General features: G+C 72.2%; 12 protein-coding genes. 2 read left to right on the forward strand and 10 right to left on the reverse strand.

Annotation, left to right across the window (positions count from 1 at the left end):
* Position 1: 1 nt before the first annotated feature.
* The 6 genes from K343_RS0105295 to K343_RS0105320 all read right to left on the reverse strand — a co-directional run bounded on the left by K343_RS0105295 (position 2) and on the right by K343_RS0105320 (position 5297).
* Positions 2-460: a MaoC/PaaZ C-terminal domain-containing protein gene (locus K343_RS0105295; protein ID WP_028007162.1), complete on the reverse strand. Its 459-nt coding sequence runs from the start codon at positions 458-460 to the stop codon at positions 2-4.
* Positions 461-473: 13 nt separating this feature from the next.
* On the reverse strand, positions 474-2369 hold the full coding sequence (locus tag K343_RS0105300; protein ID WP_028007163.1) for a propionyl-CoA synthetase: 1896 nt from the start codon (positions 2367-2369) through the stop codon (positions 474-476).
* A 143-nt stretch (positions 2370-2512) separates the two neighbouring features.
* Positions 2513-3508: an alpha/beta hydrolase gene (locus K343_RS21085; protein WP_051277977.1), complete on the reverse strand. Its 996-nt coding sequence runs from the start codon at positions 3506-3508 to the stop codon at positions 2513-2515.
* A 56-nt stretch (positions 3509-3564) separates the two neighbouring features.
* Entirely contained in the window at positions 3565-4023 is a 459-nt protein-coding gene (locus K343_RS0105310; RefSeq protein ID WP_028007164.1) for a DUF2834 domain-containing protein, read from the reverse strand.
* A gap of 134 nt (positions 4024-4157) precedes the next feature.
* Positions 4158-4850, reverse strand: coding sequence for an RES family NAD+ phosphorylase (locus K343_RS0105315; protein ID WP_051277978.1), 693 nt, complete (start codon positions 4848-4850; stop codon positions 4158-4160).
* Between the two features lie 6 nt (positions 4851-4856).
* Complete coding sequence (locus K343_RS0105320) at positions 4857-5297, reverse strand: antitoxin Xre-like helix-turn-helix domain-containing protein (RefSeq protein ID WP_028007166.1); 441 nt, start codon at positions 5295-5297, stop codon at positions 4857-4859.
* Positions 5298-5523: 226 nt separating this feature from the next.
* Between K343_RS0105320 and K343_RS0105325 the strand changes: the two genes are divergently transcribed.
* Positions 5524-6165 (forward strand): response regulator, encoded by a 642-nt coding sequence (locus tag K343_RS0105325; RefSeq protein ID WP_028007167.1) that lies wholly within the window; start codon positions 5524-5526, stop codon positions 6163-6165.
* A gap of 3 nt (positions 6166-6168) precedes the next feature.
* Here K343_RS0105325 and K343_RS21090 read toward each other — a convergent pair whose 3' ends face one another.
* The 4 genes from K343_RS21090 to K343_RS0105350 all read right to left on the reverse strand — a co-directional run bounded on the left by K343_RS21090 (position 6169) and on the right by K343_RS0105350 (position 11610).
* Complete coding sequence (locus K343_RS21090) at positions 6169-6711, reverse strand: Lcl C-terminal domain-containing protein (protein WP_051277979.1); 543 nt, start codon at positions 6709-6711, stop codon at positions 6169-6171.
* Positions 6712-6785: 74 nt separating this feature from the next.
* Positions 6786-8429 carry a DUF1566 domain-containing protein gene (locus K343_RS23265; protein WP_051277980.1) on the reverse strand — a complete coding sequence of 548 codons (1644 nt, stop codon included), beginning with the start codon at positions 8427-8429 and terminating at the stop codon, positions 6786-6788.
* A gap of 113 nt (positions 8430-8542) precedes the next feature.
* Positions 8543-9247, reverse strand: coding sequence for a sensor histidine kinase (locus K343_RS0105345; RefSeq protein ID WP_028007168.1), 705 nt, complete (start codon positions 9245-9247; stop codon positions 8543-8545).
* Entirely contained in the window at positions 9244-11610 is a 2367-nt protein-coding gene (locus tag K343_RS0105350) for a serine/threonine-protein kinase (RefSeq protein ID WP_084615710.1), read from the reverse strand. The genes K343_RS0105345 and K343_RS0105350 overlap by 4 nt, the downstream gene beginning before the upstream one ends.
* Before the next feature lie 214 nt (positions 11611-11824).
* Here K343_RS0105350 and K343_RS0105355 point away from each other — a divergent pair, with 214 nt between their 5' ends.
* Entirely contained in the window at positions 11825-12844 is a 1020-nt protein-coding gene (locus K343_RS0105355) for a potassium channel family protein (RefSeq protein WP_028007170.1), read from the forward strand.
* Positions 12845-12867: the final 23 nt, after the last annotated feature.

A 12867-nucleotide genomic window follows, 5' to 3' on the forward strand; every position in this document is an offset into this window, starting at 1 on the left:
TTCAGGCCCGCTGCTGCGCCGTGCCGCGGGCGCGCATCAGCACCGTCATCGCGCCCTGCTGGACGACGACGCCGTCGTCGCGGCGCACGTCGAACGCGAAGCGCGCGACGCCGGTGCCCGGCTTCGAGGCCAGGCGCGCGTCGAGCAGCGCGACCTCGGCGTGCACGGTGTCGCCGATCTTCACCGCCGCGCGGAAATTCCAGTCCAGATGCAGCAGGCCGATGATGCCGTCGCCGAGCACGCCGAGCTGCGTGAACAGACCGATCGCGACCGCCATCGTCAGCGGCCCGTGCGCGATGCGCGTGCCGTGCACGGTGCCACGCGCGAAGTGCTCGTCGACGTGAATCGGCGTCCAGTCGCCGGCCAGGCCGGCGAACTGGACGATGTCACCCTCGCCGATCGTGCGGCCGCGCGTGATCCAGCGCTGGCCGGCGACGAAATCCTCGACGCGCCCGCCCATGGCGTCGCCGCGCTCAACGCACGGCGTTGCGCATGCGGGTCAGCACGACGTTGATTTCCTCCAGCGTGCGCGGATCATCGATCGTCGCCGGCGCGGTGTACGGCTTTTCGTCGGCGATTGCGCGCATCGTCGCGCGCAGCACCTTGCCGGAACGCGTCTTCGGCAGGCGCGCGACGATCGCGACCTGCTTGAATGCGGCAACCGCGCCGATCTGCTCGCGCACGCGGGCGACGAGTTCGACCGACAGCTGCTCGGCGGACTTCTCGACGCCGGCCTTGAGCACCACCAGGCCAACCGGCACCTGCCCCTTGAGGGCGTCGGCGGCGCCGATCACCGCGCATTCGGCGACGTCCGGATGCGAGGCCAGCACTTCCTCCATCGAGCCGGTCGACAGCCGGTGGCCGGCGACGTTGATGATGTCGTCGATGCGCGACATCACCCAGAAGTAGCCGTCCTCGTCGACGTAGCCGGCGTCGCCGGCGAGGTAGTAGCCGGGATAGTGCGACAGATAGTTGTCGATATAGCCCTGCTCGTTGTGCCACAGCGTCGGCAGCGTGCCCGGCGGCAGCGGCAGCTTGATGACGAGGTTGCCGATCTCGCCGGTGGCGGCAGGCTTGCCGTCGATGTCGAGAATGCGCACGTCGAAGCCGGGCACCGGCACCGCCGCCGAGCCGGGCTTCACCGGCAGCGTCTCGATGCCGACCGGGTTGGCGATCGCCGGCCAGCCGAGTTCGGTCTGCCACCAGTTGTCGATCACCGGCACCTGGAGCTGGGCGCGCGCCCATTCGATCGTGTCCGGATCGCAGCGCTCGCCGGCCAGATACAGCGTCTTGAAGCCCGACAGGTCGTACTGCTTCAGCAGCGCGCCGTGCGGATCTTCCTTCTTGATCGCGCGAAACGCGGTCGGCGCGGTGAAGAAATTCTTGACGCGATGCTGGCTGATGACGCGCCAGAACGCGCCGGCGTCGGGCGTGCCGACCGGCTTGCCTTCGTAGAGGATCGTCGTGCAGCCGGCGAGCAGCGGGCCGTAGACGATGTACGAATGGCCGACCACCCAGCCGACGTCCGAGGCGGCCCAGAACACGTCGCCCGGATCGCAGTCGTAAACCACCTTCATCGAGTAGCGCAGCGCCACCGCGTGACCGCCGTTGTCGCGCACCACGCCCTTGGGCTTGCCGGTGGTGCCCGAGGTGTAGAGCACGTACAGCGGATCGGTGGCGGCGACCGGCACGCACTCGGCCGGCGTCGCCGCGGCGACCGCCTCGTGCCAGTCGAGATCGCGGCCGGCCTGCAGCGTCGCGCGGCACTGCGGCCGCTGCAGAACGATGGTGCGCGCGACCTTGTGCGTCGCCAGCGCCAGCGCGTGATCGAGCAGCGGCTTGTATTCGACCAGGCGGCCCGGCTCGATGCCGCAGGACGCCGATACCACCAGCACCGGCTGCGCATCGTCGATGCGCTTGGCCAGCTCCGGCGCGGCGAAGCCGCCGAACACCACCGAATGCACGGCACCGATGCGCGCGCAGGCCAGCATCGCGATCGCCGCCTCCGGCACCATCGGCATGTAGACGATGACGCGATCGCCGCGGCCGACGCCCTGCGCGCGCAGCGCGCCGGCGAAGGCGGCGACGCGGTCGCGCAGCTCGCGGTAGGTGTACTGCGCGACGGTCTGCGTGACCGGGCTGTCGTAGATCAGCGCGGCCTGATCGCCGCGGCCTTCGTCGACCCAGCGGTCGAGCGCGTTGTAGCAGGTGTTCAGCTCGCCGCCGGCGAACCAGCGGTAGAGCGGCGGGTTCGCGTCGTCGAGCACGCGCTCCCACTTCTTCGTCCAGCGCAGGGCCTCGGCCTGTTCGGCCCAGAACGCTTCGGGCTCGGCCAGCGAGCGGCGGTATACGTCGGCGTAAGCAGCCATTGGGGAAATCTCCTCGGGCCGTCTCTGCGGCCATCTCGATGCACGCGGGCCGGATGGCGCCGCGCCCCGCAGTGTAGCGCCGCCCCCGGGGCGCCGGACTCCTGCGTTTGTACCGGAAACGTGACAGTCCGCTCGCCGGCCGCTCACAGCCAGCGGCGGGCGAAGGCGACCATGTCCTCGCGCGCCCGGCGCACTTCGGGGAACAGCATGCCGAACAGCGGAAAGGCGTGCGGCAAGACCGGCCAGATATCGACCTGCACCTCGACGCCGGCGGCGCGCGCGCGGCGCGCGAACAGCACGGTGTCGTCGAGCAGCACCTCGGCGTCACTGGCCAGCAGATACAGCGGCGGGAAGCCGCGGCAGTCGGCGTACAGCGGCGACAGTTCCGGATCGCTGGCGTCACAGCCGCCGGCGTAGAGATCGTCGACACGCTGCAGCGCCGCGATCGGCAGGATCGGATCGCGGCGCGCGCGCAGCGGCCGCGACGGCGGACCGTGCACGCGGCCCAGCTCGGTCGCCGGCGACACCGGGATCGCACAGGCCGGCATCGGCCAGCCGTGGCGGCGGATGCGCTGCAGCAGACCGAGCACGAGATTGCCGCCGGCCGACTCGCCGGCCAGCACGATGCGCGAAGCAGGAAAGCCGAGGTCGAGCAGCGCGCGGTAGGCGCGCTCGCAGTCGTCGAGCGCGGCCGGGTAGCGGTTGTACGGCGCCAGCCGGTAGTCGGGCAGGAAGCCGGCCGCGTCGAGCCTGCGGCACAGGCGCGCGACCAGGCGCACGTGCGTGTCGGGCGAGGCCGGCAGCACGAAGGCGCCGCCGTGCAGCCACAGCAGCACCGGCTGCTGCGTCTGCGCCAGATCGCCGACCACATGGCCCGGCACGCCGCGGTCCGGCGCACCGATCACCTGGTAGTCGACCGCCAGGCCGCTGCTGTCGCGGCAGACCTGCGCGGCGACCAGCAGCTGCATGCGCGCGATGCGTTCCTTGTTGCCGCGCAGCATCCACGCCAGCCACGGCCGCATCAGGCGGCGCATCAGCCAGACGAAGAAGCGGCTGCGGCGGCTGATGACGATGTCCTTCAGCGGCGGCGTGCCGGTTTCGCTCACCGGCAGAGCGGCGTGCGGCGGGTCGAGGCGCACGGCCCCCGTTTCAGGTTCTGGCTTTCCCATGCCCGCAGCGTGCCTGTGCGCGGCCCTCACTGTCCACGGCCGGCGGCGGCGTTGGCGCGGCGCTGGCGCTCGCGCACCGCCATGAACAGGGCGATCGCGAACGCGTAGCTGGTCAAGAGGCTCATCGGAAAGTACAGCCACGGCGCGCGCATGCCGAGGCGGCGGCCGTCGACGATCGTCCACAGCGGAAACAGGATCAGGTTGGCGATGATCAGGTCCTGGCCGCCGGACGCCGACGCCGGGTTCACGAACAGCAGCGTGGTCCAGTGCCACCAGCCGGCCGCGGCGCCGTACTCGCGCATGTAGGCGATGTTGAAATACCAGCCGATCAGCAGCGCCGGCACCGCGGTCAGCCAGCAGGCCCATTCGAGCGCCGAGGCGCCACCGGCCGGCCCGCCGCGGCGGAACAGGTCGCGGCTCAGCCAGACGATCAGCGCCACCGACAGCAGGCCGAGGCCGGCGTAGAACAGTTCGATCGACGACATGGCGCTTCCCCGGTTGCGGCCTTCGCGGCGCTACGCTTCGGCCGCCGCGCGGCGGCGCGGCCGTCCCCGCCGCGACTATGGCCGGCGGCGGCGCGCCGCTCCTCCCCGGATCGGACGAGAGCCGCGCGCTGCGCTCAGCTCACGCGCAGACGCTCGTAGGGTTCGATCTCGGCGATGCGCGCGCCGTCCCAGAAGTAGCGGTAATGGCGGGTCTGCGTCACCGGCTGCAACGCGCGCGGCCGCAGCACCGCGACACAGCGCCCGTCCGGGACGTCGCGCACGCTGTTGTAGTAGAGGCCCCAGGCGCCGCGCGCGCGCAGTGCCGCGCCGAAGCGCTGGCCGGCGCCGTAGTCGTCCGGGTGCAGGATCGCGGCGCGCCGCGCGTCGCCGGGCAGCAGCGTCATCGGCTGCGCCAGCGTCGTCGTATAGCAGCGCATCTCCAGCACCTCGCGCGGCATTGCCGCATCGCGCAGGAAGCGCTCGCGGTGGTAGCGCGTCTCGGCGATCGCGGTCTCGACGCGGCAGGCCGCGTAGTAGAGGCCGAAGCTGCCGTCGGTGAAGCGCGACGGCGACGGATGGCAGAAGGCCGCCATGATCGGCGTGCAGCCCGGCCCGTAAACCGACTCGCCGGGCCCGAGACGCTGGATCGCGCCGCTCTCGTGGCGCAGGCGCTCGTTGGTCAGCCCTTCAAGCTCGGCCAGCATCTGCAGCTCCTCGTCGTTGCGCGCGACGTCGAACAGCGACACCGCCGGATAGCGGCTCGGCACGATGCGATGCACCGCGCTGTCGACGCTGCGGCTGCGCAGCGGCCCGTAGTCGTCGCTCATCGGCCTTCAGCCGCGCGCGCCGTCGAGGTAGCGGCGCACCACGTACAGGTCGGCGACCTGGCCGGACAGCAGGCGCGCCAGCGGCGCCTGGCCGCCGAACAGCGCGTCGGCGTTGGCGTGGCGCAGCCAGTGGCGCTGGTTGTCCGGCGTCGGCAGCAGGATCATCAGCGCCTTGTGGATGCCGAGCAGGTAGCTGAGCCGTTCGACCGCGTCGGCCGACAGCTCGAGGCGGCCGCCGTCGGCCTGCGCGCGCCAGCGCTGCACGGTGCGCGGCGTGGTGCCGAGCAGGCGCGCCAGCTCGGCATGGCCGAGCTGCCAGCCCTGCGCGATCGACAGCACCTGGCGCAGGCCGACCGCGTTGCGGCGCGCCGCCCAGTCGTCGTCCTTGCGTTCCGGCGCGGCCGGCGCGGCCGGCGCGGCGTCGATGCCGATCGGGACCAGTCTCATTGCGAACCCGTGACGTCAAATGTCGTAATACTATATTCGATTGCGACATTCGTCGCTTCGCCGCCGGCCGTCTCCGGGCCCGGCGCCGGCGCGCTCCATGCCCATCTCCCCGGCATCGCCCCGATATACTCGCCGGCGCGCACGGAGCACAGGGACGCCGGACGGCGGGGCCGGGCGCGCACGCAGAACGCGCACGGCCGGCGACGCACGGCCGGGGGACCTTGGCTTGAACAACATCTGGATCGTCGAAGACCACCCGGCCGCGGCGCAGGCGCTGGCGGCCGCCGCGCGCACGGCCTACGCCGACGCCACCGTCGCCAGCGACGCGCGCATCGGCGCCGCGCTGCAGCGGCTGGCCGGCGGCTACGCGCCGGACCTGGCGTTGATCGACCTCGACCTGCCGGACGGCAGCGGCGTCGACGTGCTCGAAGCGCTGCGCCGGCGGTGCCCGGCCTGCGGCACCGTCGTCGCCACGATCTACGACGACGATGCCCACCTCTTTCCGGCGCTGCGCGCCGGCGCGCGCGGCTACCTGCTCAAGGACGAGCCGGCGGCGCGCATGAGCGAGGCGCTGCGCGGCATCCTGCGCGGCGAACCGCCGCTGTCGCCGAGCATCGCGCGGCGCCTGCTGCGCGTGTTCGAGGCGCCGCCGGTCTCGAACGACGAGCAGGAGCTGAGCCCGCGCGAACGCGAGACCCTGATCCTGATCGCCAAGGGCTACCACCTGCCCGACGTCGCGCAATCGCTCGGCGTCACGCGTTCGACGGCGGCGACCTACATCAAGACCGTCTACCGCAAGCTCGCCGTGACTTCGCGCGCCGAGGCGACGCTCGAAGCGAGCCGGCGCGGACTCGTCGGCCGGCTCTGAGCCTCAGGGCGCCGACGCGCGCACCAGGCGCACGGAGTTGGGCGCCGCCTTGGTGGTGCCTTCGTCGGCGCCGGAGTTGAAGTCCATGCGCCAGACGTCACCGTCGCTGTCGGCGTGCTGCGACGAACTGAGCGCGTAGGACGCCGACGGGTACATCGGCGTGCCGGGGAAGATCGCGAGATTGATCGCCGGCCGCTCGCAGGACGGCTCGGCCAGCGTCGTCAGCTCGCTGATATTGGGCAGGCGCCAGCCGCCACCTTCGCCGGCGGCGTAGGCGAGCGCGCCACTCCAGGTCAGCGCCGACGGCGTGCCGGTGCAGGCGTTCTGATCGGCGTTCCAGCTCATGCCGGCGAGGCAGCGTCGCCAGACCAGGCCGGTCGCCAGATCGGTGACTTCCTTGCCGTCGCCGCTGACGCGGTACTGGCTGTCCGGACGCACCGGCGTCAGGCCCGGGTTGCAGGCCTGCGCGGCGAGCACGGTGTCGATGAGGCCGACGCCGAGCAGCAGGCCGGCGGCGGCGGTGGAGCAGCGGATCGAAAGGGACATCGGGTTCACTCCAGAAAGTGCGAATCGGGTCGGGGCAGCGCCCCAGCCGCCGCGTGGCGGCCGGGGCGCCGGCATCAGCGCGGGGTCGATTCCGGCTCGCGCACGAGGCGCACGGCGTAGGCACGGCGCTTCAGGGCCGGATCGCGCGAGCCGTCGGCGAAGTTCACCGCCCAGGCCTTGTCGGTCGCCACCGCCGGCGTCGCCGACCAGTAGCCGTTCAGCTGGTAGTACTGGGTGTGCGCGAAGTAGCCCGGATCGATCGCCATGCCGGTCTCGGGGCGTGTCCCGAACTGGCGACCGCGATCGGCGATGCCCTGCAGCTCATCGAGATTCGGCAGGCGCCAGTCGTTCGCCCCGCACCAGCCGATGGCATTGACGTCGGCGATCAGTTTCTCGGTATCGCAGTGGCCGCTGACGCCGCAGACGCCGCCGTTCTCGGTGCCGGCCGTGCCGCCGTTGCCGGAGCGGTCCGGATCGCTGTCGTACCAGCTGTAGGTCCAGTCCTTGTCGTGGAGGCCCGGGTCGAGGTTGCTGATGTCCGACGGCCGGTTCGGATCGTCGTCGTCGGTCTTGTTCTCCCAGATCAGGCCGGTGACGTTGTCGCGCACGCAGTACCAGAACGTGGCGTCGGCCGGCAGCGTTTCGCCGTTCTTGCCGATCTTGGTGAAGTCGAAGCCGTTCGGCTTGGTGCCGGCATTGGGCGTGCTGGCGCCGATCTTGGTCAGCGTGCCGAGCGCAGCCTGCGCATCGCGGCCCTGCATCACGTCCTGCGCGGCCGGCGTCAGCGCCGTCGGATCGCTGCACTCGATGCGGTTGTCGCCGTCGTTGCGACCGTCGCGCGCGCAATAGACGATGCCGGTGTCGTTGAGCTTGCGCGCCGCCGGGGCCGGGGCATCGAGCGCGAAGCTCGCCGTCACGGTGCAGTTCGCGGCGACCGCGCCGGTGGTGTAGGTCGAACCGCTGAGGGCGCCGCCGCAGCCGCTGACGACGTCGATGTGATAGCCGCTGTCCGGCGTCACCGTCAGCGTCGCGCGCGCGCCTTCGTCCACCGTCTGGCTGGCCGGCGCGATGCGGCCGCCGGCGCCGGCGGCGCCGGTCACCGTGTAGCGCCGCACGACCGCATCGGCCGCGAAGCTCGCCGTCACCGTGCAGTCGGCGGTCACTTCGCCGGTGGTGTAGACGCTGCCGTCGAGCGTGCCGCCGCAACCGGCGACGGACGCGATGTGAAAGCCGCTGTCCGGCGTCAGCGTCAGCGTCGCGCGCGCACGGTCGGCGACCGTCTGCGTCGCCGGCGCGATCTGGCCGCCGGCGCCGGCCGCGCCGGTGACGGAGTGCGTCACCGCGACCGGATCGGCGGCGAAACTCGCCGTCACCGTGCAGTCGGCATGGACCGCCGCGGTCGTGTAGGTATTGCCGGCCAGGCTGCCGCCGCAGCCGCCGACGGCGTCGATGTGATAGCCGCTGTCCGGCGTCAGCGTGAAGCTCGCCGTCGCGCCGGCATCGACCGTGCGCGTCGCCGGCGCGATCTGCCCGCCGGCGCCGGCCGTCGCGCTCACCGTATAGCTCTGCGTCGGGTTCGGCGGCTCGGGCTCGCCGCTGTCGTTGTGGTCGCCGCCGCAGGCGGCGAGACCGATCGCCAGCAGCAGCGTGCCGGCGCGAACCGCGCGCGGCAGGATCGCCGCCCGGCGGTCGCGGAATGTGTGCGCTCGTGAATCCATTTCTTCCCTTCCTCGGCTGACGGCGCCGGGCGTGTTCCGGCGCGTGGAGTACCGGTCGGGATTGTCGAAACGGGGACAGCCGCGCAGCAGTCCCTATCTGCGGAGGGTCGGCCTCAGCCGTCCGGCAGCGGGAAGTGCAGCGTGACCTTGGTGCCGCCGACCGTGCCGCTGCTCCAGTCGACCGCGCCGCCGAGCGCTTCGGCGCGGCGGCGCATGCCGTGCACACCCTGCCCCGGCGGCTCGGCGACGCCGGGGCCGTCGTCGGTAATGTCGAGATAAAGCGCGCCGCCGTGGCGGCGCACGCGGATGCGCACGGTGCGCGCCTGCGCGTGCCGGAGTGCATTGCTGAGCGCCTCGCGGACGATGCGGTACAGATGCAGCGCCTGCGCGGCGTCGAGCGCCGGATCGGGCAGCTCGTCGGCGGCCTCCCAGGCCAGCCGCGCGCCGGCGGCGGCCAGGCGCTGCTCGGCCTCGCGGCGAATCTCGCCGAGCGCCATCTGCAGCGTGCCCGGCTCGCCGCGCGTGCGGCTGACCACGTCGCGCAGATCCTGCAGCGCGCTGCGCGCCAGATCGGCGAGGGCCGGATCGGCGGCGCCGTGCACCAGCGTCAGCAGCTTGGCGCCGAGATCGTCGTGCAGATCGCGATAGATGCGCTCGCGCTCGGCGGCGACCGCGGCCGCCTGCGCCTGCAGGCTCTGCTCCTGTGCGATCAGGCTGCGGCGGCGGCGCATGATGCGGCCGTACGCGAAGGCGACGGCGGCGGCGGTCGCTGCAGCGGTCGCTGCGGCGAGCAGCGCCGCGAGCACCCCGCCGTTCACGACGCGGCCGGCACGGCGCGCACCTGCCCGAGCTTGGCGCGCAGCTCGCGCGTGCGCACATGCTCGGCGCCGAACTTGGCCTCGCAGAGCTGCGTCGCGCGCTCCAGCTCGGCGCGCGCCTCGGCATCGCGGCCGAGCGCCAGCAGCGCTTCGCCGTGCAGGCCGCGGATCGTGAAGCTGCGCGGGTGCTCGTCGCCGAGCGCGGCGATCGAGCGCGGCAGCAGGCTGGCGAACTCGCGTTCGGCCTGCGCCTCGCGCCGCGTCTTCAGCAGCAGCTCGGCATAACCCTGGCGGCGCGCCAGCGTCTCGTTGTCGTCGCCGTAGTTCAGCCGCGCCAGCGTCGCGAGCAGCTCGCGATACAGCGCCTCGGCCTGCTCCGCCCTGCCCTGCGCGAGCGCGGCGCGCGCGTAATCGTCGAGCGCCTGCTGCGTCGCGCGATTATCGATGCCGTATTGCGAACGCAGCTGCTCGGCCGTCTCCTGCGTCAGCCGGTACAGCTCCGGCGAGGCCGGGTCCTTCATGCGCAGCATCTGCAGCATCAGGCGCCGCGCCGCCAGCGTGAAATCATGCGTCGGCCCGAACACGCGGGCGCGGTCGGCGGCGACCTGTGTGATCGTCGCGATCGCCGCGTCCAGCTCGCCGAGATCGCGCAGTACGATGGCCTGCTGCTGGCGCATGATCAGCGTGTACGCGTGCAGCGCGCCGATGCTGCGGTCCATGCGCGGCAGGATTTCGTCGAGCGCGGCGCGCGCCTCGGCGAGCTTGCCGTTCTGATACAGCAGCGTGATCTCGTTGGCGCGCGCGCTGAAGGTGCTGACATCGTCGGCACCGAGCAGACGCGCCGACAGATCGCCGAGGCCGGCCATGTACGCGCCGGCCTTGTCGAGATGACCCTGCGCGAACTGCGTGTTGGCGGCCACCGCGCGCGCGTCGATCCAGATGCGCGCCAGGCCGGGCTCGGACGGCGGCTCCGCCGTCAGCAGCGGCTGCAGCGTCTCGAACGCGCCGGCCCAGTCGGGCAGCTGCGTCTGCACCTGCGCACGCACCAGACGCAGCTTGGCGGCAGCCATCGCGTTGAGCGCCTGGGCGGCGGTGCGCTGCGCGGCGCCGTCGAGCAGCGCCATCGCCGCCGTGTTGTCGCCGAGCTGGCTGTAGCTCATCGCCAGCGCGACGCTGGCCAGCACGTCGGCCGACGGCGGCAGCGTGTGCTGCTGTTCGAGACCGATGCGCGCGCGGTCGATGATCTGCCGCACCGTCATCGGCTGGCCCTGCGCCTTCTCGGGATCGGCGGCCGACAGCAGATCCTCGAGGAAGCGGTTGGTCGCCTCAACCGCGGCGGTCTGTTCCTCGGCAACACGGCGAGCCGCCTGCTCACGCAGCGCGAAGGCCGTCGACACCAGCGCCGCCGCCACCAGCGCGACGAGCGTGAGCGCGGTCGCGACCGTCAGCGCGCGATGGCGGCGCACGAACATGCGCAGCAGGTAGCGCGTGGTCGGCGGCCGCGCTTCGATCGGCAGGTCGGCGAGGAAGCGCTCGATGTCGCTGGCCAGTGCCAGCGCCGAGTCGTAGCGCGCCGCCGGGTCCTGGGCGAGCGCCTTCATGACGATGGTGTTGAGATCGCCGCGGCAGTCCGGGGCGATCGACTGCAGCGGCGCCGGCTTGCCCTGGCGCAGCACTTCGAGCGCGGCGGCCACCGAGTGCGTCGGCAGCTCCGGATACGGACGCTGTCCGCCGAGCAGTTCGTAGGCGATGACGCCGAGCGCGTAGACATCGACGCGCGGATCGGCGCGGCCGGCCTGGCCGCTCAGCTGCTCCCAGGCCATGTACGGCAGGGTGCCGAGGATTTCGCCGATGCCGGTCAGCTGCGTCGCCTCGCCGTCGTCGCGCGCGCGGGCGACGCCGAAGTCGAGGATCTTCGGCTCGCCGTCGGCCGTCACCAGCACGTTGGCCGGCTTGAGGTCGCGGTGCACGACGCCGCGCGTGTGCGCGTAGTGCACGGCGCGCGCGAGCTTGGCGAGCAGTTCCAGCTTGCGGCGCTGCGGCCAGCCGGCGGTCGCGCTCGTCAGCGGCTGGCCGTCGACCAGCTCCATCGCCAGATACGGCACCTCGCCCTGCTCGGTGACGGCGACGCCGGCATCGTAGAGGCGCGCGATGTGCGGGTGCTCCAGCGTCGCCAGCAGCGCGATCTCGCGCCGGAAGCGCTGGAACGCATCGCGCGCCGCGCCGCTCTGCGGCAGTTTCAGCGCCACCGCGCGCTGCGGCGATTCCTGCCGGGCCCGGTAGACCCGGCCCATTGCCCCCTCGCCGATCAGATCGACGAGCTGATAGGGCCCCATCCGCCCTGACGGAAAGGCTGTGCTCATGTACGCGCCCTGAAAGTGGAAACCGCGCGGCACCCCCCGGTGCCGCCGCGGCGATCCCAAGTGTCCCGGATTCGCCCGCGCTTGTGCAGGGGCGCCGCGTCACGGCGACTCTGGCGGACCTGCTGCGCTGGCCAAGCCGGCGACGCGCGGGCAACATCGCGCCCATGTTCGCAGCCCGAATCCCGGCCCCCACCGCCCGCCCGGCGGACCGCCGATGAAAATTCCATCGCCGCGACCGTCCTCGCGCCTGTTCGTGCGCGCCAGCCGCTCGCCGGGCCAGATGCTGCTGGCGCGCATCGCGCTGCTGGCGGCGCTGGTCGCGCTGGTGATGGCGATCTTCTGGTTCGACCGCGACGGCCTGCGCGACCAGATCGACGGCGAGATCAGCTTCGGCGACGTCGCCTACTTCACGGCGGTGACGGTCTCGACCGTCGGCTACGGCGACATCGTGCCGGTGACGCGGCGCGCGCGCCTCGTCGATACGCTGCTGGTCACGCCGATCCGCCTGGTGATCTGGCTGATCTTCCTCGGCACCGCCTACGAGCTGGTGCTGCAACGCTGGCTGGAGGCCCGGCGCATGAGCCGACTGCAAGAAACCCTGCGCGGACATCTGATCATCTGCGGCTACGGCCACAGCGGCGAAGCCGCCGCGCAGGAAGCCGTCGCCCGCGGCACGCCGCCGGCCTCGGTGCTGGTGCTCGACATCGACCCCGGCCGTCTGGCGCAAGCCGCCAAGCGCGGTTACATCGGCCTGCTCGGCAACGCCACGCACGAACAGGATCTGCAGGACGCCGGCGTCGGCTACGCCCAGGCCGTGCTGATCTGCCTGCCGCGCGACGATGCCGCGGTGCTGGCCGTGCTCACGGTGCGCCAGCTCAGCCGCAGCGTGCGCGTGATCTGCTCGGTGGCCGAGGAAGAGAACATCAAGCTGATCCGCCAGGCCGGCGCCGACGCGATCATCGCGCCCTCGATCGTCAGCGGCTACCTGATGGCCGATTCGATGCGCTCCTCGCACATCAGCGACTACATCGATGACCTGATGCGCTCCGACGGCCGCGTCTGCCTGATCGAACGTCCCGCCACGGGCGCCGACGTCGGCCGGCCGATGCGCGAGATCGGCCCCGGCCTCATCGTGCGCCTGATCCGCGACGGCCAGCACATCGGCTTCTGGGAAGGCGAGCGCGCCATCGTGCAGACCGGCGACCAGCTGCTCGAGATCAAGCCGCAGGCCTGAAACGGTGCGGCGGCTGCGCCGCC

This window comes from Solimonas flava DSM 18980, from assembly GCF_000426685.1.
In the GTDB taxonomy this organism is placed as follows: domain Bacteria; phylum Pseudomonadota; class Gammaproteobacteria; order Nevskiales; family Nevskiaceae; genus Solimonas; species Solimonas flava.